Source organism: Demequina gelatinilytica, from assembly GCF_000971115.1.
Classification (GTDB): domain Bacteria; phylum Actinomycetota; class Actinomycetes; order Actinomycetales; family Demequinaceae; genus Demequina; species Demequina gelatinilytica.
This window is the reverse complement of record NZ_BBLV01000004.1, coordinates 205,332-227,541: the sequence shown is the minus strand read 5'-3', so window position 1 is coordinate 227,541 and position 22,210 is coordinate 205,332. Positions and strand designations below refer to the sequence as shown.

Annotated in this window: 22 protein-coding genes and 1 tRNA gene; 15 read left to right on the top strand and 8 right to left on the bottom strand. The window is 72.5% G+C overall.

Going from position 1 to position 22,210, the window contains the following annotated elements; all coding sequences use genetic code 11:
- Window positions 1–23 precede the first annotated feature (23 nt).
- The 4 genes from AOM00_RS04935 to AOM00_RS04920 form a co-directional block, all read right to left on the bottom strand.
- A complete protein-coding gene (locus AOM00_RS04935; protein ID WP_062516724.1) occupies window positions 24–902 on the bottom strand; it encodes an ABC transporter substrate-binding protein in 879 nt (292 codons plus the stop codon).
- A 103-nt stretch (window positions 903–1,005) separates the two neighbouring features.
- Window positions 1,006–1,431: a cupin domain-containing protein gene (locus tag AOM00_RS04930; protein WP_062516723.1), complete on the bottom strand. Its 426-nt coding sequence runs from the start codon at window positions 1,429–1,431 to the stop codon at window positions 1,006–1,008.
- Window positions 1,428–2,732: an amidohydrolase family protein gene (locus AOM00_RS04925; RefSeq protein ID WP_062516722.1), complete on the bottom strand. Its 1,305-nt coding sequence runs from the start codon at window positions 2,730–2,732 to the stop codon at window positions 1,428–1,430. Before AOM00_RS04925 ends, AOM00_RS04930 begins: the two co-directional genes overlap by 4 nt.
- Entirely contained in the window at window positions 2,729–4,204 is a 1,476-nt protein-coding gene (locus AOM00_RS04920; protein WP_062516721.1) for an adenosylhomocysteinase, read from the bottom strand. Before AOM00_RS04920 ends, AOM00_RS04925 begins: the two co-directional genes overlap by 4 nt.
- Before the next feature lie 72 nt (window positions 4,205–4,276).
- Here AOM00_RS04920 and AOM00_RS04915 point away from each other — a divergent pair, with 72 nt between their 5' ends.
- From AOM00_RS04915 to AOM00_RS04845, 15 genes are all read left to right on the top strand, one after another.
- Window positions 4,277–4,747 carry an S-ribosylhomocysteine lyase gene (locus tag AOM00_RS04915; protein WP_439644915.1) on the top strand — a complete coding sequence of 157 codons (471 nt, stop codon included), beginning with the start codon at window positions 4,277–4,279 and terminating at the stop codon, window positions 4,745–4,747.
- On the top strand, window positions 4,747–5,460 hold the full coding sequence (gene mtnN, locus AOM00_RS04910; protein ID WP_062516720.1) for a 5'-methylthioadenosine/S-adenosylhomocysteine nucleosidase: 714 nt from the start codon (window positions 4,747–4,749) through the stop codon (window positions 5,458–5,460). The genes AOM00_RS04915 and mtnN overlap by 1 nt, the downstream gene beginning before the upstream one ends.
- Before the next feature lie 181 nt (window positions 5,461–5,641).
- The gene (mfd, locus tag AOM00_RS04905; protein ID WP_062516719.1) at window positions 5,642–9,130 is read left to right on the top strand and encodes a transcription-repair coupling factor; all 3,489 of its coding nucleotides are present in this window, start codon (window positions 5,642–5,644) and stop codon (window positions 9,128–9,130) included.
- A gap of 10 nt (window positions 9,131–9,140) precedes the next feature.
- Complete coding sequence (locus AOM00_RS04900; RefSeq protein WP_062516718.1) at window positions 9,141–9,752, top strand: hypothetical protein; 612 nt, start codon at window positions 9,141–9,143, stop codon at window positions 9,750–9,752.
- Window positions 9,745–10,404: a nucleoside triphosphate pyrophosphohydrolase gene (locus AOM00_RS04895; protein WP_228373408.1), complete on the top strand. Its 660-nt coding sequence runs from the start codon at window positions 9,745–9,747 to the stop codon at window positions 10,402–10,404. The genes AOM00_RS04900 and AOM00_RS04895 overlap by 8 nt, the downstream gene beginning before the upstream one ends.
- A 77-nt stretch (window positions 10,405–10,481) precedes the next feature.
- Window positions 10,482–11,762: a phosphopyruvate hydratase gene (gene eno / locus AOM00_RS04890; protein WP_062516716.1), complete on the top strand. Its 1,281-nt coding sequence runs from the start codon at window positions 10,482–10,484 to the stop codon at window positions 11,760–11,762.
- 129 nt (window positions 11,763–11,891) lie between these two features.
- A complete protein-coding gene (locus AOM00_RS04885; RefSeq protein WP_228373407.1) occupies window positions 11,892–12,548 on the top strand; it encodes an FtsB family cell division protein in 657 nt (218 codons plus the stop codon).
- A gap of 9 nt (window positions 12,549–12,557) precedes the next feature.
- Window positions 12,558–13,076, top strand: a complete 519-nt coding sequence (locus tag AOM00_RS04880; RefSeq protein WP_062516715.1) for a DUF501 domain-containing protein — start codon at window positions 12,558–12,560, stop codon at window positions 13,074–13,076.
- A gap of 9 nt (window positions 13,077–13,085) precedes the next feature.
- Window positions 13,086–14,039, top strand: coding sequence for a Ppx/GppA phosphatase family protein (locus AOM00_RS04875; protein ID WP_062516714.1), 954 nt, complete (start codon window positions 13,086–13,088; stop codon window positions 14,037–14,039).
- 19 nt (window positions 14,040–14,058) lie between these two features.
- A tRNA-Leu gene (locus AOM00_RS04870) sits at window positions 14,059–14,132 on the top strand.
- 16 nt (window positions 14,133–14,148) lie between these two features.
- Entirely contained in the window at window positions 14,149–14,688 is a 540-nt protein-coding gene (locus tag AOM00_RS04865) for a YaeQ family protein (protein ID WP_062516713.1), read from the top strand.
- Window positions 14,689–15,024: 336 nt separating this feature from the next.
- Window positions 15,025–15,354, top strand: coding sequence for a PadR family transcriptional regulator (locus AOM00_RS04860; protein WP_062516712.1), 330 nt, complete (start codon window positions 15,025–15,027; stop codon window positions 15,352–15,354).
- Between the two features lie 2 nt (window positions 15,355–15,356).
- Window positions 15,357–15,716, top strand: coding sequence for a DUF1048 domain-containing protein (locus AOM00_RS04855; RefSeq protein WP_062516711.1), 360 nt, complete (start codon window positions 15,357–15,359; stop codon window positions 15,714–15,716).
- Window positions 15,713–16,483, top strand: a complete 771-nt coding sequence (locus tag AOM00_RS04850) for an ABC transporter ATP-binding protein (RefSeq protein ID WP_062516710.1) — start codon at window positions 15,713–15,715, stop codon at window positions 16,481–16,483. Before AOM00_RS04855 ends, AOM00_RS04850 begins: the two co-directional genes overlap by 4 nt.
- Window positions 16,480–17,235, top strand: a complete 756-nt coding sequence (locus AOM00_RS04845) for an ABC transporter permease (RefSeq protein ID WP_062516709.1) — start codon at window positions 16,480–16,482, stop codon at window positions 17,233–17,235. The genes AOM00_RS04850 and AOM00_RS04845 overlap by 4 nt, the downstream gene beginning before the upstream one ends.
- Here AOM00_RS04845 and AOM00_RS04840 read toward each other — a convergent pair.
- The 4 genes from AOM00_RS04840 to AOM00_RS04825 form a co-directional block, all read right to left on the bottom strand.
- Window positions 17,232–18,095: a methylenetetrahydrofolate reductase gene (locus AOM00_RS04840; protein WP_062516708.1), complete on the bottom strand. Its 864-nt coding sequence runs from the start codon at window positions 18,093–18,095 to the stop codon at window positions 17,232–17,234. The genes AOM00_RS04845 and AOM00_RS04840 overlap by 4 nt on opposite strands.
- A gap of 69 nt (window positions 18,096–18,164) precedes the next feature.
- On the bottom strand, window positions 18,165–19,844 hold the full coding sequence (gene ptsP / locus AOM00_RS04835; RefSeq protein ID WP_062516707.1) for a phosphoenolpyruvate--protein phosphotransferase: 1,680 nt from the start codon (window positions 19,842–19,844) through the stop codon (window positions 18,165–18,167).
- A 1-nt stretch (window position 19,845) separates the two neighbouring features.
- Window positions 19,846–20,121 carry an HPr family phosphocarrier protein gene (locus AOM00_RS04830; protein ID WP_062301844.1) on the bottom strand — a complete coding sequence of 92 codons (276 nt, stop codon included), beginning with the start codon at window positions 20,119–20,121 and terminating at the stop codon, window positions 19,846–19,848.
- Window positions 20,122–20,145: 24 nt separating this feature from the next.
- A complete protein-coding gene (locus AOM00_RS04825; RefSeq protein WP_062516706.1) occupies window positions 20,146–22,191 on the bottom strand; it encodes a PTS fructose transporter subunit IIABC in 2,046 nt (681 codons plus the stop codon).
- Window positions 22,192–22,210 lie beyond the last annotated feature (19 nt).

The window sequence follows — 22,210 nt, the reverse complement described above, 5'->3', positions numbered from 1 at the left end:
GCCGTCCGGTCCTGCGTCACGTCTTAGCCGAGGACCGGGACGTCGACCGCCTCGGACAGCCACTCGGACTCGAGCGACGTGAGGATGCCGTTGTCGCGCAGGGCGTCAACGGCCTCGGTGACGGGGGCGGTCAGCGCCGAGTCCTTCGGGAGGACGATGCCGAACTCGTCGCCGCCCTCGGAGCCGGCGAACTGGCCCACGATGGTGCCGTTGTCGACCTCGACGTAGGCCGAGTAGAAGGCGCCCGGGAGGTCGGTCACGAACGCGTCGATCTGGCCGGAGTTGAGGGCCGCGACCACGTCGGCGACCGAGTTGTAGACCGCGAGGTCGTCGTCGCCGAGCTTCTCGACCACGACGTCGTAGGACGTGGTGCCGACCGCGACGCCCACCTTCGCACCGGCGAGGTCCGCGATGGTGGTCGCGCCGGCGAAGGGCGAGTCCTCGGTCGCGACGACCGCCTGGGTGGTCGTGTAGTACGGGCTCGAGAAGTCGACGGCCTGCTTGCGCTCGTCGGTGATCGAGAACTGCTGGATGTTGAGGTCCCAGTCCTTGGCGCCGGGCGCGATCGCCTCGTCGAAGCCGGTGCGGACCCACACCACGTCGGAGTCGTCGAAGCCGAGCTCCTCGGCGACCGCGTATGCCACGGCCGCCTCGAAGCCCTCGCCGGTCTCCGGAGCGTCGCCCACGACCCACGGCTCGTAGGCGGGCTCGCCGGTCGCGATGGTGAGCTTGCCCTCGGTGACGGTCTCGAGCGCGACCTCGACAGGTGCGGCCGAGGTGGCGCCGGCGGACGATGCGGCGGTGGGCTCGGCCTCGGGGGAGGACGAGGAGCAGCCCGCGAGCATCATCGCCGAGACGGCGGTCGTCGCGAACAGGCCTGCGCGCACACGTGTGCTGATCATGATGCTCCTCATCAGAGTCCAAAAGGGGGGGATGGTGGGGCCGTCGTCGGCCACGCGCGCACAGTCTACTCGCGCGGCGAGCGCCTCCAGTCGGCGTCGCGCCTCAGGCGAGCCTCCAGTCAGCGAAGTCGAAGCCGGGCGAGACCGCGCAGCTCACCAGGACCTCCTGGTCGCCGCCCAGCCGGGCCGCCTGCCAGGTGCCTGCGGGCACCAGCACGTGCGCGACATGGCCTGCCGCGAGTTCCGGGCCGAGCGTGGCTGTCTCCGGCGCATCGTCCGGGGCGTCGCCGCTGCCGCCCAGGCGCAGCTCGAGCGTCCCGGGGCCGTGCCACAGCCAGACCTCGTCCGACGTGACCACGTGCCACGCGCTCTCCTCGCCGGGGGTGAGGAGGTAGTGGATGATCGTCGCCGCGGGGCGTGCGCCGCCCGCGGTCTCGACCGGCACCTGCGACGTGTAGTAGCGGCGGAACCAGCCGCCCTCGGGATGGGGCTCGAGACCCATCAGGGTCGCGGTGGCGGGGGTGGTCATACGCGGGATGCTCCGGTCTGCTCGGTGAAGGCGGGAGTGGCATGGCGGAGGCGGCCGCCGATGACGGTGGCGGCGGCGTGGCCGTCGCCCGCGCGCGCGAGGTCGTCGATCGAGGTCGCCAGGCCCCCGACGGGCACGTCGAGGAAGGCGAGGTCGGCCCGTGCGCCCACGGCGAGGTGACCCGTGCGGTCGGGCCCCATGTGGAGGCCCATCGCGCGGGCCCCGCCGAGCGTCACTGCGGCCAGCAGCCGCTCGGCGAGATCAGGATGGGAGTAGCCCTGGCCGCGGGCCATGCCGTAGAGCGCCGCGACGTCGCCCATGGGGTCCAGCGACGGCGAGCTCGAGAGGGAGTCGGTGCCCACGGAGATCGGGCTGCCCTCGGTGAGGTACGCCGCCACGGGAGGCTCGTCGAGACCGATGACCTCGTTCGAGCGCGGGCACAGCGCCACCGACGTGCCGCGGGCGCGCAGGATCGCGCGGTCCTTCGCGCTGAGGTAGACGCCGTGGGCGATGTGGCAGTCGGGGCCGAGCACGCCCAGGTGGTCGACGTAGTCGGTGGCCGAGGTGCCGTAGCCCGCGGAGCGCAGCTCGGACAGCGAGCCTAGGTTCCTCGCCTGCCACGGCTCGTCGACCGTGTGGGAGAACTCGCGCTCGATCGCGGACTCGCCCAGGTGGATGTGGATGCGGCTGCCGCGCTCGCGGACGATGTCGGGGATGTCGAGCAGCGGCACGATCTCGAGCGAGTAGGGCGCGTGCGGGCTCAGCCCGGTGCCGGGCGGGGTGGGGAGCGCGTCGAGCGCGGCCTCGACCTGGGCGCGGCCGCGCTCGCGCCAGTCGGCGTTGGTCCAGTCCATGACCTCCCAGTAGGTGATGCCATGGAGCCCGGCGTCCGCGAGCGCGTACATCGCCTCGAGGTCGGTGACGATGTCCGCGACCGCCGTGGTGCCGGACTCGACGGCCATGCGCGCTCCGGCGGCTGCGGCCGCGCGCCAGTCCTGACCGCGGTCGTACACCGGGTTGAAGGCCGTGGCCCAGTCCTCGAAGCCCTGGTAGCGGCCCTGTCCCACCTCCGCCATGCCGGTGTACTGCAGGTGCGTGTGGGCGTTGATGAGGCCCGGCATGAGCACGCCGTCCCAACGGTGCTCGGTGAACGTGTGGCCGCTCTCGCGCAGCGCGGCGACCACCCAGGCGCGCTCGCCCACGTGGACGATGCGGCGGCCTCGCACCGCGATCGCGCCGTCGAGCACCGGGGGAGCGGTCATCGGGAGCACGAGCCCGGCGCTGTAGACGATCGTGGTCATGCGTCGACGCCCCGGTACCGGCGCGAGCGCCAGTCCGTGTCCGTCGTCGACGATGCGGGCGACGCATCGAGCGCCACGCCGCGCGCCCGCGCGGCCGTCGCCGCGACATGGTGCACCGCATCGTCCGGCAGGGGGTGGACGCCGATGCCGGGGCGCTCCTCGACCAGGCTCCGGATCGCCGCGAGCTGGGTCGCGAAGCTGAGGTCCATGATCTCGATCGGGTTGCCCTCGGCTGCGGTCACGTTGATGCAGCCGCCGCGGTCCAGCACGAGCGTGCCGCGCTCGACGTCGACCTCGAGGTGCGGGACCGGCGCGCCGGCGACCGCGACGGGCTCGAGCGAGGACTCGTCGAGGTCGACCTCGCCGGGCACGCCGCCCGCGACGGCGACGATCGCGGCGAGCTCGAGGAGCTCTCGCGTCACGGTCCCTTCGACGCCGGTGCAGGAGACCACGAGCGCGCCCTGCGCGAGGTCCTCGGCGTGACCGACCTCGTAGCCGTCGTGCACCGCGAGCAGGGCGCGCAGCGGGTCGATCTCCGCGACGCTCACATGCGCACCGAGCGCCGTGAGGTGTGCCGCGACCCCGACACCGACCGGGCCGTAACCGATCACGAGCACGGGCAGGTCGCGCACCGTGGCGTCCACGTGCTCGATGAGGTCCGCGATCGCGAGCACGCAGCTCTGGCCCGTGCCGTAGCGGTTGTCGAATCCGGTCTTGGTCGCGGCGTCGTTCACCGCGACCACGGGCGTGCGCAACAGGCCCGCCGCGTGCATCGTCCGCACGGGGGTGAGCCCCGAGGTGGTCTCCTCGGTGACCCCGATCCAGCCCTCGATCAGCTCCGGCGCCGCCTCGTGCGCAAGGCGCACCAGGTGCGAGCCGTCGTCGACCACCACGTCGAAGCCGCGGCGCAGCCACGCGAGGGCGGCCTCGCGCTCGGCCGCGCCCGACAGGTCGGGGTCGGCATCGACCGGCACGCCGCGCGCACGCAGCGCGGCCGCGACCTCCGGGTCCGTCTCGTCCGGATGCGCGTAGACGGCCACGTCCGCCCCGGCGTCCGTGAGCAGCAGGGCGAGGTTGGCGGTCTTGGGCTCGAGCGTCATGGAGACGCCGATGCGCAGCCCGCGCACCGTCCCGGCCTCTCGCAGCTCCGCGGCGAGCGCCGTGGACACGGGCATGTGCGCGCGGGCGAAGTCGAGCCGGCCCACCGCGTCGCCACGCGGCGCCAGGGGCGTGCCGCCCAGCGACAGCGCGGCGTCGTCGCCGTCGATCTCGATGTCGAGCACATCGGGCCCGGTCGCATCGTCCTCGACGAGCCGCGCGCCGAGCGCGCGGGCCATGCCGGCGACGGCCAGCGCGGTGGCGGTGTCCTCGGTCTCGGCGGAGACGCGGATGGGCCGTCCTGCGATGAGGAGGTTGGTGTCGCGGGCGAAGCGGCGGAGGATCCGCTCGGCCGTCGCGTGCGGGTCGGTCATGGGCAGAAGTCTAGAAGCGTGCCGTCGACCGCATTACCCTTGTGAAGCCGTCGACGAGCCGAAGGAACCCACGTGACCGAGCCCCGCAAGATGAACGTCGAGTCGTTCAACCTCGACCACACCGCCGTGGCCGCGCCGTTCATCCGCCTCGCGGACCGCAAGGAGCTGCCGCACGGCGACGTGCTCACCAAGTTCGACGTGCGCTTCACGCAGCCGAACGTCGCGCACCTCGAGATGGACGCGGTGCACTCGATCGAGCACTCGTTCGCGGAGTGCGTCCGCGACCACAGCGCCCAGGTGATCGACTTCGGTCCCATGGGCTGCCAGACCGGCTTCTACCTCATCATGTCGGGCGACCACAGCACCGCCGAGATCAAGGACCTGGTGCTCGCCACCATGGCCCAGATGCTCGAGCTCACCGAGGTCCCCGCCGCCAACGAGGTGCAGTGCGGCTGGGGCGCGCACCACTCCCTCGAGGCGATGCGCGAGGCGGTCCAGGAGTTCGCCTCGCACTCGGACGAGCTGCTGACGGTGATGCGCTGATGCCCGGCCCGATGCCCGCGGTGCTCGTCGCGATGGCGGAGGAGGCGCAGGGCTTCCTCGACCTCTCCGACTCCTCCGAGCGCGTCGACTTCGCCGACGAGGCGTACGTGGCCCACGCGCAGGGCGTCGAGTACCTGCTGCTGGTGACCGGCATCGGCATGGTCTCCGCCGCGCGCGCGGCGACCCTGGTGTCGCACGGGGTCATCGGCGGGGTCCGCCCCACCGCGATCGTGTCCGCCGGGACATGCGGCGGCATCCCCGGCCACGTGAACGTGGGCGACCTGGTCGCGCCGTGCTGCTCGCTCGACTGGTCCGCGGACTCGACCTCGATCGGCTACGAGTACGGCCAGGTGCCTGGCCACGCGGAGTTCCACGAGTCGGACGAGGCGCTGGTCGACCTCGCCGTCGAGATGGGCGCCAAGAAGGGCTACCTCGCCTCCGCGAACGCGTTCGCGGTCGCGGAGACCGTCGACCTCATCCGCGAGCGGTTCCCCAAGGTGATCGCGACGGACATGGAGTCCGCCGCCGTGTCCCAGGTCGCCGCGGCGACCGGCATCCCGTTCCTGTCCCTGCGGTGCGTGTCCGACATGTGCCAGGGCGACGGCGGCGTCGAGTTCGACGAGCACCTGGACGATGCCGCCGCCAGGTCCGCGAAGGCGACGCTGGATCTGCTGGCCCGCGTCGCCTCGGAGGCCGCGCCCGCCGCGGGCTGAGCCCCACCGCCCCTGACAGTCTCAACGGAGCCGGTCCCGGTTCCGCGGCGTGTCGGGGTGTTCGCGTCGCCGGCGCCCCGCGTGTCGGCTCGAGATCCGTTGGCTCTGTCCGGGGTCGCGGGCGTGCCTAGGATGTCTGTGCCGGATTTCCCGGTTCTTCGTCGTGCCCTGGAGGACATTCGTGACCGCTCAGCCGCTCGCCCCCGTGCTCGGAGACTGGGCGGACTCGCGCCTCGGTGACGTCACGAGCATCCAGGCGCCCGGCGCCGCCGCGGCGCCGCTCATCGCTCGTGCGGCGCTGACCGACGACGCCCCGATCGTGGCCGTCGCGGCGACGTCCGGCGACGCCGAGCAGCTCGCACGTGCGCTCACGGCGTACCTCGACCCGGCGGAGGTCACCACCTTCCCCAGCTGGGAGACGCTGCCGCATGAGCGCCTCAGCCCGCGCTCGGACACGGTCGCGCGGCGCCTCGCGACGCTGCGGCGCGTGGTCCACCCCGCCCAGGCCGCGGCGGAGTCGGGCCTTCCCGTCCCCCGCGTGGTGGTCGCGCCGCTGCGCGCGATGCTGCAGCCGCTGGTGCCCGGGCTCGCGGACCTCGAGCCGGTGCTCCTGCGCAAGGGCGACGAACGCGACCTCACCGACCTCACCGAGGCGCTCGCGGCGGCCGCGTACACGCGCGTCGACATGGTCGAGCGCCGCGGCGAGTTCGCCGTCCGAGGCGGGATCGTCGACGTGTTCCCGCCCACCGACCCGCATCCCATCCGTGTCGAGTTCTTCGGCGACGAGGTCGAGAGCCTGCGGTTCTTCTCGGTCGCGGACCAGCGGTCGCTGGACTCCGTGGGCCGCCTGTGGGCGCCGCCGTGCCGCGAGCTGCTGCTCACCGAGGATGTGCGGGCACGCGCGTCGCAGCTCGCGGAGCAGATCCCGGCTGCCGGGGACATGCTCGCCCGCATCGCCGACGGGCACGCGGTCGAGGGCATGGAGTCGCTCATCCCCGTGCTGCTCACGCGCCTCACCCCGGTGACCGACGTCCTCCCCGTCGGGACGCGCATCGTCGCCCTCGAGCCCGAGCGCCTCGCACGCCGCGCCGAGGACCTCCAGCACACCGCGCAGGAGTTCCTCCAGGCCGCGTGGGTGAGCGCGGCCGCGGGCGCCGACTCGCCCATCGAGGCGCACGGTTCTGAGAGCCACGGCGGCTTCCTGTCGCTCGAGGACGTCGAGGTCTCCGCCGCCGAGCGCGGCCTCGGCTGGACCGCGATCGGGCCGTTCGGGTCCGCGGCCGCCGAGGTGCCCGGCATCGCGGAGATCGAGGACTTCCGCGGCCGGCTCGCGGCGGTGCTCGACCTCATCAACGCGCGCCTCGCCGAGGGCTGGCGCGTGGTCATCGCCGCGGCGGGCACGGGCTCCGCCCACCGGATCGTCGAGCAGTGCTCCGAGCGTTCGATCCCGGCGCGGGTCGCGTCGCATGGCGACGATGCGGACGCCGGGGTCGTCGCGGTCCTCGCGGGCGTCGACGCGCGCGGCTTCCAGGTGCCCGACGCCAGGCTCCTGGTGCTGCACGAGAGCGACCTCACCGGTCGTTCCGCAAGCGCCGCCGGGCCCAAGGTCAAGGTGCCCAGCCGGCGCCGTACCGCGGTGGACCCGCTGCAGCTGCGCCCCGGCGACTTCGTGGTCCATGAGACCCACGGCGTCGGGCGCTTCGTCGAGCTCACCAAGCGCACCGTGCGCGGCATCGAGCGCGAGTACCTGGTGATCGAGTACGCCGCGTCCAAGCGCGGGGGCCCCGCGGACAGGCTCTCCGTCCCGACGGACCAGCTGGACCTCATCACCAAGTACGTGGGCGGAGAGGCGCCGAGCGTCAACAAGATGGGCGGCGCCGACTGGTCCAAGACCAAGGGCCGCGCGCGCAAGGCGGTCAAGGAGATCGCGGCGGAGCTCATCCGGCTCTACAGCGCGCGCATGGCGACCAAGGGCCGCGAGTTCGGCCCGGACACCCCGTGGCAGCGGGAGCTCGAGGAGTCCTTCGCGTACGTCGAGACCCCCGATCAGCTCTCCACCATCGACGAGGTCAAGGCCGACATGGAGAAGGCGGTCCCCATGGACCGCCTGGTGTGCGGCGATGTCGGCTTCGGCAAGACCGAGATCGCCGTGCGCGCCGCCTTCAAGGCCATCCAGGACGGCACGCAGGTCGCGATCCTGTGCCCGACCACGCTGCTGGTGAAGCAGCACGTCGACACGTTCTCCGAGCGCTTCGCCCAGTTCCCCGTCAAGGTCGCGGCCCTGTCGCGCTTCCAGACGGACAAGGAGGCGAAGGAGATCATCGAGCAGCTCGGCAACGGTGAGATCGACCTGGTGGTGGGCACGCACCGGCTCATCACGGGCTCGGTGCGCTTCAAGAGCCTGGGCCTCATCATCATCGACGAGGAGCAGCGCTTCGGCGTCGAGCACAAGGAGACCCTCAAGGCGATGCGCACGGACGTCGACGTCCTCGCGATGTCCGCGACCCCGATCCCTCGCACGCTCGAGATGGCGGTCACCGGCATCCGCGAGATGTCGACGCTCGCGACGCCGCCCGAGGAGCGCCACCCGATCCTCACGTACGTGGGCCCGCACGAGGACGCCCAGGTGATCGCGGCGATCCGCCGCGAGCTGCTGCGCGACGGCCAGGTGTTCTACATCCACAACTCGGTCAAGACCATCACGCGTGCCGCGCTCAAGATCGGTGAGCTGGTCCCCGAGGCGCGCGTCGCGGTCGCGCACGGCCAGATGAGCGAGAAGCAGCTCGAGCAGGTGATCGTCGACTACTACGACAAGAAGTACGACGTCCTGGTGTGCACCACCATCGTCGAGACGGGCCTCGACATCTCGAACGCCAACACGCTCATCGTCGAGCGCGCCGACACGTTCGGCCTGTCCCAGCTCCACCAGCTGCGCGGGCGCGTCGGCCGCGGCCGCGAGCGGGCGTACGCCTACTTCCTCTACCCGCCGGAGCGCACGCTCACCGAGACCGCGCACGACCGCCTGCAGACCATCGCCGCGAACACGGACCTGGGCTCCGGCATGGCGGTCGCCATGAAGGACCTCGAGATCCGCGGCGCCGGCAACCTCCTGGGGGCGGAGCAGTCCGGCCACATCGAGGGCGTGGGCTTCGACCTGTACATCCGGATGGTGGGGGAGGCCGTCGCGGGCTTCCGCGGCGAGGAGGTCGAGGACCGCGCGCCCATGACGGTCGACCTCCCCATCGACGCGCACATCCCCACGTCCTACATCGAGCACGAGCGGCTGCGCCTCGAGGCCTACCGCAAGGTCGCGGATGCGGACACCGCGGACGTGCTCGACCAGGTCGAGGAGGAGCTCGACGACCGCTACGGCACCCTGCCGGAACCCGTCGCGAACCTCCTCGCGGTGGCGCGCCTGAGGCTCGAGCTGCGGGCCGCGGGCGTCCACGACGTGGTGGCCCAGGGCAAGTACATCCGCTTCAGCCCGGTCGAGCTCCCGGACTCCGCCGCGATGCGGGTGAACCGCCTCTACCCGGGCACGCTGATCAAGCCCGCCGTGAGGCAGATCCTGGTGCCCGCGCCCATGACGGCGCGCCTGGGCGGCAAGCCCGTCGAGGGCCTCCCGGTGCTGGACTGGGTGCGCGATCTGCTCGCCGCGATCCGACACTAGGATGGCGCCCATGCGTTCGTCTCGCCTCGCCGTCCTCGCCGCATCGTCCCTCCTGCTCGCCGGCTGCGCCGTGCCGGGTCAGGACGGCGCCCCGGGCGTCGCCCTGAAGACGGACGATGCGACCCTCACCTCCGCCGACCTCGACGCGATCGCCGCGGCGTGGGAGGAGGACAGCGACGGCGCGGTGGTCCCCGACCGCCAGGCGCTCGCGACGGCCGAGCTGCTCGGTCCCGGCCTCCTCGCGGCCGCGGCCGAGAACGGCGCCGTGATCAACGAGGGCGTGGCCCGCACGTTCGCGACCGAGTGGCTGCGCTACGTCGGGATCGAGGACCCCGAGCCCAGCGACACCGTGATCGCCTCCACCGAGAACGTGCTCGCGCTCTACGTCGCGACCTACGCCGACACCAACGGCACCATCCTCGAGGCCGCCGTGGCCGAGCTCCCCGACTCGACGGTGATCTCGCCCCGCCTGGGGGAGCTGGACGCCGACACGCTCGTGACCTCGGCGCAGGGCGCCGTGGGCGACGCTGAGGTCATGGGCCTGGGCAACTACTCGTTCACCGCCTTCATCGACGTCAACGGCTTCACCGCCGCGACCGGCTCCTGGGCGGCGCGTGACTGACGGCTCCGACCGTCTGGTGGAGGTGATGGATCGCCTCCGCTCGCCCGGTGGCTGCGCGTGGGACGCGGAGCAGACCCATGAGTCGCTCGCGCCGTACGCGCTCGAGGAGGCGCACGAGCTGGTCGAGGCGATCGAGTCCGGCGACCGCACGCACCTGCGCGAGGAGCTGGGCGACGTCCTCCTCCAGGTGGTGTTCCACGCGCGCGTCGCGCAGGAGCACCCGACCGAGCCGTTCGGCTTCGACGATGTCGCGCAGGCCTGCGCGGACAAGCTCGTCGCGCGCCATCCGCATGTGTTCGGCGACGAGGCCGCGGGGGACATGGACGACCACCTGCGACGGTGGGACCGCATCAAGGCGGAGACCTCGAACCGCGAGAGCGCGTTCGACGGCATCCCCGCGACGCTGTCGGCGCTCGCGAGGGCGCAGAAGGTGCTGGGCCGAGCCGAGCGCGCGGGGCTCGCCGCGGACGTGGCCGAGGCCCCCGCATCGTCCACGGGCGTCGGCGAGCAGCTGCTCGCGCTCGTCGCCCGGGCGCGGGCCGAGGGCGTGGACGCGGAGACCGAGCTGCGGGCCGCGGTCCGCCGCGTCGAGCAGGCCGCGCGCGAGGCGGAGCAGGCACGACGCGCGGACACCGAAGGTTCACCGGCGTAGGACGTACGTCGCTCAGCGCACCCCCGTGCGCATCGTTAGACTCCCAAGAGGTTCATCCATCCAAGCGAAGGAGCATCATGGCCAGCATTGAGGCCGTCGGAGCCCGCGAGATCCTTGACTCGCGCGGCAACCCCACCGTCGAGGTCGAGGTCGCCCTCGAGGACGGCACGTTCGCGCGTGCAGCCGTCCCGTCGGGCGCATCGACCGGTGCGTTCGAGGCAGTCGAGCGCCGCGACGGCGACAAGGGCCGTTACCTGGGCAAGGGCGTCGAGCAGGCCGTGGACGCGGTCATCGACGAGATCGCCCCCGAGGTCGTCGGCCTCGACGCGACCGAGCAGCGCATCATCGACCAGATCATGCTCGACCTCGACGGCACCGACAACAAGGGCAAGCTGGGCGCGAACGCGATCCTCGGCGTCTCGCTCGCGGTCGCGAAGGCGGCGGCGGACTCGGCCGACATCGCGCTGTTCCGCTACGTCGGCGGCCCGAACGCGCACGTCCTGCCCGTCCCGATGATGAACATCCTCAACGGTGGGTCGCACGCCGACTCCAACGTCGACATCCAGGAGTTCATGATCGCCCCCGTCGGCGCCCCCACGTTCCGTGAGGCGCTCCGCACCGGTGCCGAGGTCTACCACTCGCTCAAGTCCGTGCTCAAGGAGCGCGGCCTGGCCACCGGCCTGGGTGACGAGGGCGGCTTCGCCCCGAACCTCGGCTCGAACCGCGAGGCGCTCGACCTGATCCTGGTCGCGATCGAGAAGGCCGGCTTCAAGCCCGGCGAGGACGTCGCGCTCGCGCTCGACGTGGCCGCGACCGAGTTCTTCAAGGACGGCGGCTACCAGTGGGAGGGCGGCGTCAAGACGCCCGAGGAGATGATCGCCTTCTACGAGGGCCTGGTCAACGACTACCCGCTCGTCTCGATCGAGGACCCGCTGTCGGAGGACGAGTGGTCGTCCTGGACCGAGCTCGTCTCGAAGGTCGGCACCAAGACCCAGATCGTCGGCGACGACCTCTTCGTGACCAACCCGGTCCGCCTCAAGCGCGGCATCGACGAGGCCGCGGCGAACGCCCTCCTGGTGAAGCTCAACCAGATCGGCACGCTGTCCGAGACCTCGGACGCCGTGCAGATGGCGCAGCGCGCGGGCTTCGCGGCCATGGTGTCGCACCGCTCCGGCGAGACCGAGGACGTCACCATCGCGGACCTCTCGGTGGCCTACAACGCCGGCCAGATCAAGACCGGCGCCCCCGCCCGCGGCGAGCGCATCAACAAGTACAACCAGCTGCTCCGCATCGAGGAGGAGCTGGACGACGCCGCCAAGTACGCCGGCAAGTCGGCCTTCCCGCGCAGCTTCAAGTAAGCGTCCGCGCAGGACTGGACGGGCGCGTCTCCCTCGGGAGGCGCGCCCGTTCCGCTTTCTCCGGACGATCTCCGCGACTCGCGGGCGGCACGGTCCGGGGGATGCCTCGCGACCGGGGACAATAGCGGCGTGACCGACCCGACCCGCCGCCCGCACGCTCCCGGCGTGCGCGGTTCGGCGCGGCCCCGCTCGACCTCCTCCCGCACCGCGCCGTCGACCGGTGGCGTGCGGATCCCGAAGGCACGCGCCGCGAGCCGTCCCGGCGGCGCGAGCCGCACGGCCCGGTCGGCGCCCGCCCGCAACCGGATCGAGCCCGTGCAGATCCGCGGATCCTGGCTCACGGCGGTCTCGGTCCGCGCCTTCGTGCTGGTCGGCGTGGTGGTGCTCGCGGCAGCCGTGGTGCTGCCCTCGCTCCGCGCGTACTTCCGTCAGCAGGAGGAGCTCGCCGATCTGAGGGCCGACGCGGTCGCGGCCCAGGAATCGGTCGACGACCTCTCCGCGGAGCTCAAGCGCTGGGACGACCCCGCCTACGTCGAGGCCCAGGCGCGCGAGCGCCTCGCGTACGTCTACCCCGGGGAGACCGCCTACCGCGTGATCGACCCCGAGACGGTCGAGGACTCCGTCGAGGGCTCGCAGGCCGCCGAGACCGGCAGCACGCTCGAGGACGACGGCACCTGGTACACGCGCCTCTGGGGCTCGGTCGAGGAGGCCGGGGACGCGCCGGTCGACGCCGACGCCGATGCCGAGGCCGGTGCTCCCGCATCGTCCGCGAACGACGCCGACTAGACTCGCGGGGTGAACGACACCCCCGCCACCGAGCGCGACGTCGCCGTCCTCGCGGCCCAGCTGGGACGCGAGCCGCGAGGCATCGTGGCCATCGCCGCCCGCTGCGTCTGCGGCAACCCGACCGTGGTGCACACCGCGCCGCGCCTCCCGGACGGCACGCCCTTCCCCACGCAGTACTACCTCACGCATCCCGATGCGGTCGCGGCCGTCTCGACGCTCGAGGCCAACGGCGTGATGAAGACGATGCAGGAGCGGCTGCAGTCCGGCGAGGAGCCCGAGCTGGCCGCCGCGTACCGCGCGGCGCATGAGCGCTACCTCGAGGAGCGCTACGCGCTCGGCGACGTCCCCGAGATCCACGGCATCTCCGCGGGCGGCATGCCCGACCGCGTGAAGTGCCTCCACGTGCTCGTGGGCCACGCCCTCGCCGCCGGCCCCGGGGTGAACCCGCTGGGAGATGAGGCGCTCGCGCTGATCTCCGGCTCGTTCAGCCCGGACCGCTGCACGTGCGCAGTCGAGATCGACGGATAGTCTCGAGCCATGCGTGTAGCCGCCATCGACTGTGGGACCAACTCGATCCGCCTGCTCATCGCCGACGTCGACCTCGCCTCCGGGACGCTGACCGACGTGGTGCGCACCATGACCGTGGTCCGCCTGGGCCAGGGCGTGGACCGGACCGGCGAGTTCGCCGCGGAGGCGCTCGACCGGACGTTCGCCGCGACCGACGAGTACGCGGCCGCCTGCCGTGAGCACGGGGTCGAGGCGATCCGCTTCGTCGCGACCTCCGCGACGCGCGACGCCCGCAACCGCGACACCTTCCTGGCCGGCATCGAGTCGCGCCTCGGGGTGGTCCCCGAGGTGATCTCCGGCGCCGAGGAGGCCGCGCTGTCCTTCCGCGGAGCGACCGGCGCGCTCGACGCGGCGCACGACGCCCCGTTCCTGGTGGTCGACCTGGGCGGCGGCTCCACCGAGGTGGTGCTGGGGGTGGACCGCCCCGAGTTCGCGCACTCGATGGACGTGGGCTGCGTGCGCATGACCGAGCGCCACCTCGCGGGCGACCCGCCGTCCGAGGAGCAGGTCACCGCGGCCGAGTCCGATGTGCACGATGCGATCGACCTCGCCTTCGCGGGCGTCCCGGTCGAGCGCACCGCCACGCTCGTGGGGCTCGCGGGGACCATCACCACCGTGACCGCGCACGCGCTGGGGCTCCCGGAGTACGACCGCGACGCGATCAACGGCGCGATCGTCGACATCGACGACGCGATCCGCGCGTGCGACGAGCTCCTCGCGTCCTCGCGGGCGGAGCGGTCCGCGCTGGGCTTCATGCACCCCGGACGCGTCGACGTGATCGGTGCGGGCGCGCTCGTGTGGCGCACCGTGATGACGCGCGTGCGCTCCGCGGTGGTCGCGGCCGGGGGAGCGTTACCGCACGTGGTGACGAGCGAGCACGACATCCTCGACGGCATCGCCTTCTCGGCGGCCGAGCGGGGCTGAGCGGGCGCATCGTCCCGCCGCCCCCGTAGCCCAACTGGCAGAGGCAGCCGGCTTAAACCCGGCCCAGTGCGGGTTCGAACCCCGCCGGGGGCACGTACGCTGGTGCGTCATGGCTGCCGGCGCGACTGTTCACACCTTCGACCTCACGCTCGCGGATGTGGACCGCGGCGTCTACGAGGACCTGTCGCTCCGCGTCGCCCGTCACCCCTCCGAGACGGGCCTGTTCATGATCACGCGCGTGCTCGCGTTCTGCCTCGAGCACGAGGAGGGCATCACCTTCTCCGAGGGCATCTCCACCGCCGAGGAGCCCGCCGTGCTGGTGCGCGACCTCACGGGGCTCATCACCGCGTGGATCGAGGTGGGTCAGCCCGAGGCCGAGCGCCTGCACCGGGGCTCCAGGCTCGCGGACCGCACCGCCGTGTACACGCAGCACGATCCCGCGAAGGTGCTCGCCCGCTGGGAGGGCAAGAAGATCCATCAGCGGGAGCGGATCATGCTCCACAGCTTCGACGCGGGCTTCATCGAGTCCGCTGCCGCGCTCATCGAGCGCCGCAACGCCATGACCGTCTCCGTGACGGAGCGGCATCTCTACCTCGAGCTCAACGGGAGCTCGGTGGACTCCGCGATCCACTCGGTGCCTCTCGGCTGACCCACGCCTCCGCACACGCATCCCTCGCGCATGATGTGCGGATCGTGCGGTGGCGCGGCCCCCTGCGCCGTCAACGCGTGCGATTCGTGTCGCCCGCGACCTGGCGCACGGCGCCGACACCTCGGCATGCGCGAAGCCCCCGTGCGCCCGTCAACCACACGATCAGCACGCGTTGAGCCCTTGCGCGCCCCGTCATCGACACGATCGGCACATGTTGCTGAGGCACGGCGGGTCGGGTTCGTCGTGCCGACGGCGCCTCCCCACCTCTTGCGTCCTCGCTACTCAGTGATACTATCTAGCAGTAGTCAGCAACACTGAGTAGTTGGAGAGGTCCCGATGGGCAAGCAGATGACGGAGATGCTCAAGGGCACGCTGGAGGGCATCGTCCTGGCGCTCCTCGCGCTCGGTCCCGCCTACGGGTACGAGATCACCGCACGGCTGCGCGACCAGGGCTTCGCCGACATCGCGGAGGGGACCGTGTACGCGCTCCTGGTCCGCGTCGAGCAGCGCGGCCTGGTCGACGTCGAGAAGGTGCCGTCCGAGAAGGGCCCGCCGCGCAAGGTGTTCACCCTCAACGCCCAGGGCCGCGAGGCGCTGGACGAGTTCTGGAGCAGCTGGGGCTTCCTCGCCGACCGGCTCGCTCACCTCAAGGAAGAAGGAGAGTAGCCATGTCCTGGATCGAGAAGCTCACGGGCTCGCTGGAGCAGAAGAAGCAGTTCAAGGCCGACCGGCGCCGCATCGAGGCGCTGCCCTCGCCCTACTCGGACGCGGCGACCGCCCTGCTGCGGTACTTCATGTACTACGGCGGGGTCACCGACGGCGACACGATGATCACGATGGTCGGCGACCTCGCCGACCTCTGGGAGCGCGCGGCCGCGGACGGGACCCCCGTGCGCGACATCGTCGGGGCGGACCCGGTGGACTTCGCCGAGACGTTCGCCGAGGCCTACACCGGCCGGCGGTGGATCGACAAGGAGCGCGCGCGGCTGGTCGAGGCCATGGACCGCGCCGCGGGCGACGCGACATGAGCGCGCCGGCGATCGAGGTCCGTGGCCTGCGCCACCGCTACGGGGAACTCGACGTGCTCATGGGCGTCGACCTCGAGGTCGCACGCGGCAGCATCGTCGCCCTGCTGGGCTCGAACGGCGCCGGCAAGACCACGCTCGTCCGGATCCTCAGCACCCTCCTGACGGCCGATGCGGGGAGCGTCACCGTGGAGGGCCACGATGTCGCGACGGCGCCGATGGCCGTCCGGCAGGCGATCAGCCTCACGGGCCAGTTCGCGGCGGTGGACGAGATCCTCACCGGGCGCGAGAACCTTGGGCTGGTCGCCCGCCTCCGGCGGCACCCGGATCCCGGCGGCGTGGCCGATGCGCTGCTCTCGCGGTTCGGCCTCGCCGAGGCGGCGTCGCGTCGCGTCGGCACGTACTCGGGCGGCATGCGCCGCCGCCTCGACGTCGCGATGAGCCTCATCGGCGCCCCCTCGGTGGTCTTCCTCGACGAGCCCACCACGGGGCTCGATCCGGAGGCCCGCCGCGAGGTCTGGGCGGCCGTGCGCGCGCTCGCCGACGCGGGCACCACGGTGCTCCTCACCACGCAGACCCTCGACGAGGCCGAGCACCTCGCGGATCGCATCGCGATCCTCCACCAGGGCCGCATCATCGTCGATGGCACCCTCGCGGAGCTCAAGGCGCTCATCCCGGCGCCCACCGTCGAGCTCATCGAGAAGCAGCCGTCGCTCGAGGAGGTCTTCCTCGCGGTGGTCGGCGCGAGGCCCCGGAAGGAGCACCCATGACCGCCGTCGCCGACACCGCGATCCTCACCGGTCGCTCGCTGCGTCACATCCCGCGCAGCCCGGACACCATCATCACCACCGTCCTCATGCCGATCGCGTTCCTGCTGCTGTTCGTCTACGTGCTGGGCGGTGCGATCGACGCGGGCGCCGAGCCCTACGCGACCTACCTGCTGCCGGGCATCCTCGTGATCACCATCGCCTCGAGCGTGTCCTACACGGCCTTCCGCCTCTTCATGGATCTCCAGGGCGGGATCTTCGAGCGCTTCCACTCGATGCCCATCGCGCGGCCGGCGGTGCTCTGGGCGCACGTGCTCACGTCGTTGGTGGCGACCCTGGTCTCGCTCGCCGTGGTGGTCCTCGCAGCGCTCGCGATGGGCTTCCGTTCGAGCGCGGGACCGGTCGCGTGGCTCGCGGTCGCGGGCGTCCTCGCGTTCCTCACCCTCGCGCTGACGTGGCTCGCGATCCTTCCGGGCCTCACGGCGACGTCGGTGGAGGGCGCGAGCGCGTTCGCCTACCCGCTGATCCTGCTCCCGTTCGTCAGCTCGGCGTTCGTGCCGACGGACACGATGCCGGGCCCGGTGCGGTGGTTCGCGGAGAACCAGCCCGTCACGGCCGTCGTCGACTCGGTCCGCGCGCTGCTGGCCGGCGAGCCGGTCGGGACGGACCTGGGTGCGGCGCTCGCGTGGATCGCCGGCATCCTCGCCGTGGCCTACGTGCTCGCGAAGGCGGCGTACCGCAGGCGTATCGGCTAGGCCGGCTCCGCGGCGTCGATGGGCAGCGTCCGTGTCGCGGCGGCCGCGATCCAGCCGGCGGTCGCGGCCACGTCGCCGAATGCGTAGACGTGCAGGTGGACCTCGCCATGATGGGCGAGGTCGAGCCGCCCGGCCAGGTCCGCGACGAACCGGTCCGGCGTGGCCGTGCCCATGAGGTTGGTGAGCGAGAAGCCGTACTTGCGTACGATGCCCGCGCTCGAGCCGACCCCGCATCGTCGTGCGAACGCGAGCAGGCGGCCGATGCCCGCGGGTCCTGGCACCCCGACGCGGACGGGAGCGGTCACCCCGGCCTCCCGCACACGCGTGATCCAGGCGACCACGGCATCGGCATCGAAGGAGAACTGCGACGTGACGGTCGCGGTCATTCCCTGCTCCTCGACCGCCGCGACCTTGGCGGCGAGCGACTCCCACAGCTCGGCATCGCCGATCGCGGGGTGGCCCTCGGGGTAGCCGGCGAGGCCGACCTCGCGCACGCCGTGCTCGGCGAGCAGCCCCGAGCGGATCACGTCGAGCGCCGAGCCGTACGGACCCGCAGGCGTGCGCGGGTCGCCGCCGACCACGAACACGCGCTCATGGGCACCGTGCTCGCGCAGCCCGGTGAGCGCTCCGCGCAGGGCCTGTTCGTCATCGAGGCGACGTGCGGACACGTGCGGCACGGGCACCAGCCCCGCCGCCCGGACCGCGGCGGCGGCGTCGAGCCGGTCCTGCATGGTCTCCGTGCCCAGATGAGTGATGCTCACCCGCGTGCCCGCGGCGAGGCCCGCACGGGCGATCGCGGCGCGGTCGCGTGCGGTGACCTCCACGGAGAGGTCATGGAGCAGTGCGGTGGTCCGGTGCAACGACGGGCCCCCTTCGGTCCGTTGAAGCAGAAGAGCGGGACCATTCTACGGCCGGTGCCCGGCCACGGTTCAGAGGATCGCCGTGAGCTCCTCGCCGGCCGCGGCGCGCACGGCCTCGCGCGCGTCGGCTGCGGACCTCGCGTCCCGCGCGAGCGCCGCGAGCTCCCGGCACTTGTCCAGCGAGTGCAGCGACAGCGCGAAGCGGACCGCGGGCACCTTCTTGGGCGCCATCGACAGGCTCGACACGCCCAGACCCGCGAGCACGAGCGCCAGCAGCGGGTCGCCCGCGGACTCGCCGCACACGCCCACCGGCTTGCCGGTCTCGGCTCCGCCCTCGCACGCCGCCGCGACCACGTCGAGGACGGCGGGCTGCCACGGGTCCAGCAGATCCGACAACTCGCCCTCCATGCGGTCCGCGGCCATCGTGTACTGCGCGAGGTCGTTGGTGCCCAGCGAGCCGAAGTCGACCTCCGCCAGCACGTGGCGGGAGCGCAGCGCAGCCGCGGGGACCTCGATCATCACGCCGGCCTTCGGAAGCCCCGCGGCGCGTACGCGGGACGCGAACCACGCCGCCTCCTCCGCCGTCGCGACCATGGGTGCCATCACGCGGACGTCCGCGCCGGTCTCGCGCGCGGCGAGGGCCAGCGCGGACAGCTGCGAGTCGATGAGCTCGGGCTTGGCCTGGCACAGGCGCAGGCCGCGGCGACCGAGCGCCGGGTTCTCCTCCTCGCCCAGGTTCGCGAAGGCGAGGGGCTTGTCCGCGCCCGCGTCCAGGGTGCGCACCACCACGCGGCGGCTGCCGAACGGTTCGAGCACCTTGCGGTACACGTCCGCCTGCTCCTCCACGCTGGGCAGCGCGTTGGCGGACAGGTACAGGAACTCGGTGCGGAACAGCCCGACGCCCTCGACGTCCTGCGCGCCCGCCGCGACCGCATCGTCCACCCCGCCGATGTTGGCGAGCAGCGCGACGGCGTGGCCGTCGCTGGTGGCGCCGGGGCCGGACACCCCGGCGAGCGCGGCGGCGCGGCGCTCGCGGCGCACCCGCTGCGCCTCGAGCAGATCCATGTCGGGATCCAGCGTGACGGCTCCCGCGTCGCCGTCGACGGCGACCGTGGTGCCGGCCGGGATGTCCGTGGCGCCGTGCACCTGGACCACCGCGGGGATGCCCATCTGCGCCGCGAGGATCGCGGTGTGCGACGTGCGCCCGCCCGCGGCGGTGACGATGCCCACCACGTGCGCGCGGTCGAGCGTCGCGGTCTCCGCCGGCGCGAGGTCCACGGCCACGATGACGGACGGCCCGGTGAGCGGCGGCACGCCGGGGGAGGGAACCCCGAGGACGTGGGCGATCGCGCGGTCGCCCACGTCCTTGAGGTCGGCGACGCGCTCGGCGAAGTAGCCGCCGAGCGCCTCGAACTGCGCGGCATACTCGGCGACCGCGGCCTCGATCGCGTGCGCGGGTCCGAGCCCGGCGGCGATGTGCTTGCCCGCGGCCTTCGCGAGGCCCTTGTCCCGGGCGATCATCGCGGTGGCCTTGAGGATCGGCTTGGCGTGCTCGTCGGCCGCGGCGGCCCGGGCGTCGAGGTCGACGGCGACCGCCGCGAGCGACTCCAGCACCCGCGAGGTGGCTGCGTCCGCATCGTCCGGCGCGGGCTCGTCGGCCGGGGGCCGGACCGGCGGTGCGACCTGCACCACCGGCCCGACCGCCGTGCCGGGGCTGACGCCGACGCCGTGACGGGTGTCGCCGGACATGTCAGCCCTCCTCGGCATCCAGGTCGCGCGAGAGGAGCGCGACCAGGGACTCGAGGGCGGCGTCCGCGCCGTCGCCCTCGGCGGTGAGGATCACCTCCTCGCCGTGCTTGGCGCCCAGGGCCATGACGCCCAGGATGCTGGTGGCGTCGACGGCGTCCTCGCCGGCTCGGCCGATCTCCACATCGAGCCCCGTCTCCTGGGCCGCCTCCACGAAGAGGGCGGCGGGGCGGGCGTGCAGCCCGACGGACGATGCGATGGTGACGGTGCGCTGGGACATGAGGGTCCTCCTTCGAAGGGTGGGTCAGACGGTCGCGACCGCGTCGACGGTCTCGAGCTTCTTGTCGCGGGACTTGAGGGTGACCACGATCGCGGTCATGAGCAGGACGCCGGCCGCGAGGGCGACCAGGAACCACAGGAACCCGCCCATGAGGGGCAGGACCCAGATGCCGCCGTGCGGGGCGCGCAGGGTCACGCCGAACACCATGATCAGGCCGCCCGTGAGGGCGGAGCCGATCACGGAGGAGACGATCACGCGGACGGGGTCGGCCGCAGCGAACGGGATGGCGCCCTCGGAGATGAACGAGGCGCCCAGCAGCCAGGCCGCCTTGCCGTTCTCACGCTCGGGCTCCGAGAACAGCTTCGGGCGGACGGTGGTGGCGAGGGCCATCGCGAGCGGGGCGACCATGCCGGCGCCCATGACGGCCGCCATGATGGTGAGCGCGGGAGCGTCCGTGGCGGTGCCGGCCGCGGCCAGCCCGGCGGTGCCGAAGAAGTAGGCGACCTTGTTCACCGGACCGCCCAGGTCGAAGCCCATCATCGCGCCGAGCACCACTCCCAGGATGAAGGCGCTGCCGCCCTGGAGGCCGGTGAGCCACTCGTTGAGGCCGTCGGAGAGCGCGGTGATGGGGCGCCCGAGCAGCGTGATGAACAGACCGACGCTGATGAGGCTCGACAGCAGCGGGATCACCACCACCGGCATGACTCCGCGGACGCCCTTGTGGACCTTCCACGAGGCGATCCACTTGGCGACCAGGCCGCCGAGCAGACCGGTGACGATGCCGCCCAGGAAGCCGGCGCCCATGGTTGCGGCGATCGAGCCGCCCACGATGCCGGGCACCAGGCCGGGTCGGTCCGCGATCGCGAAGGCGATGAAGCCCGAGAGGATCGGGACCAGGAAGCCGAAGGCCGCGCCTCCGATGACGAACAGCAGGGCCGCCCACGAGGTGAGGCTCAGGATGTCGAAGTTCTGGGCGATGTTGTAGGCGTCGTCCGACGTGAGGTTGTAGTTCACGATCTCGATCGCGCCGTTCTCGCCCAACGCGAACTGCGCGAGCATGAAGGACAGCGCGATGAGGATGCCGCCTGCCGCGACGAACGGGATCATGTAGCTCACGCCCGTCATCAGCCACTGGCGCAGGCGCGTGCCGAGCCCGGCCTCCTTGTCGACCTTGGTCGCGAGCCCGGACGATGCGGCGGGTGCCGCGGCCTCGGCGTGCGGGTTGGTCTTCCACTCGGAGGACATCGCGACCGCCTGGGCGATGAGCGCGGGCCCATCGGAGATGGCCTTCTTCACGCCGACGTCGACGATGGGCTTGCCGGAGAAGCGCTCGGCGCTCCTCACCTCGACGTCGTGGGCGAAGATCACCGCATCGGCCGCGGCGATCTCCTCCGCCGTGAGCGGCGTCGCGCCGGCGGAGCCCTGCGTCTCGACCTTCATGGTGTGGCCCGCATCCTTGGCGGCGCGCTCGAGCGCCTCGGCCGCCATGTACGTGTGGGCGATGCCTGTCGGGCAGGACGTGACGCCCACGAGCGTGAGCCCGGCCGATGCGGCAGGAGCCGGGGCGGGCGCGGGCGCCTCGGCGGCCGGGGCCGGGGTCGGGGTCGGCGGCGGCGGCGAGACGACGACGTCGCCCACCTCCGCCTCGACGATCGCGACGACCTCCTCCGCGGTGGTGGCGGAGCGCAGCGCGCCCGTGAACTCCTTCTTCATGAGCGCCTTGGCCAGCCTGGGAAGCACCTTCATGTGCGCCTCCCCGGCGCCCTCGGGCGCCGCGATGAGGAACACGAGCGAGGCGGGGCCGTCCTTCGCTCCCCAGTCGATCCCGTCGGTGCGGGCGAAGGCGAGCGTGGGCTCGGTGATGGCGGAGCTGCGTGCGTGGGGGATGGCGATGCCGCCCGGGAGCCCGGTGGCCATGGTCTCCTCGCGCTTGCGGACATCCGCGACGAAGGCCTCGACATCCGTGCAGCGCCCCGACGCGACAAGCGTGTCGGCCAGCGCGCGGGTGGCCGCGTGGCGGTCCTCCGCGGCGAGGTCGAGGATGACCTGATCGGCGGTGATCAGTGACATGGGGGTGTTCCTTTCGGGG

Coding starts and splice junctions, on each gene's coding strand:
- AOM00_RS04900 (WP_062516718.1), top strand. CDS start 9,141: ATGCGTTCGTCTCGCCTCGCCGTCCTCGCCGCATCGTCCCTCCTGCTC.
- AOM00_RS04830 (WP_062301844.1), bottom strand. CDS start 20,121: ATGTCCCAGCGCACCGTCACCATCGCATCGTCCGTCGGGCTGCACGCC.
- AOM00_RS04875 (WP_062516714.1), top strand. CDS start 13,086: ATGCGTGTAGCCGCCATCGACTGTGGGACCAACTCGATCCGCCTGCTC.
- AOM00_RS04925 (WP_062516722.1), bottom strand. CDS start 2,732: ATGACCACGATCGTCTACAGCGCCGGGCTCGTGCTCCCGATGACCGCT.
- eno (WP_062516716.1), top strand. CDS start 10,482: ATGGCCAGCATTGAGGCCGTCGGAGCCCGCGAGATCCTTGACTCGCGC.
- ptsP (WP_062516707.1), bottom strand. CDS start 19,844: ATGTCCGGCGACACCCGTCACGGCGTCGGCGTCAGCCCCGGCACGGCG.
- AOM00_RS04920 (WP_062516721.1), bottom strand. CDS start 4,204: ATGACCGACCCGCACGCGACGGCCGAGCGGATCCTCCGCCGCTTCGCC.
- AOM00_RS04865 (WP_062516713.1), top strand. CDS start 14,149: ATGGCTGCCGGCGCGACTGTTCACACCTTCGACCTCACGCTCGCGGAT.
- AOM00_RS04825 (WP_062516706.1), bottom strand. CDS start 22,191: ATGTCACTGATCACCGCCGATCAGGTCATCCTCGACCTCGCCGCGGAG.
- AOM00_RS04850 (WP_062516710.1), top strand. CDS start 15,713: ATGAGCGCGCCGGCGATCGAGGTCCGTGGCCTGCGCCACCGCTACGGG.
- mtnN (WP_062516720.1), top strand. CDS start 4,747: ATGCCCGGCCCGATGCCCGCGGTGCTCGTCGCGATGGCGGAGGAGGCG.
- AOM00_RS04855 (WP_062516711.1), top strand. CDS start 15,357: ATGTCCTGGATCGAGAAGCTCACGGGCTCGCTGGAGCAGAAGAAGCAG.
- AOM00_RS04845 (WP_062516709.1), top strand. CDS start 16,480: ATGACCGCCGTCGCCGACACCGCGATCCTCACCGGTCGCTCGCTGCGT.
- AOM00_RS04930 (WP_062516723.1), bottom strand. CDS start 1,431: ATGACCACCCCCGCCACCGCGACCCTGATGGGTCTCGAGCCCCATCCC.
- AOM00_RS04860 (WP_062516712.1), top strand. CDS start 15,025: ATGGGCAAGCAGATGACGGAGATGCTCAAGGGCACGCTGGAGGGCATC.
- AOM00_RS04935 (WP_062516724.1), bottom strand. CDS start 902: ATGATCAGCACACGTGTGCGCGCAGGCCTGTTCGCGACGACCGCCGTC.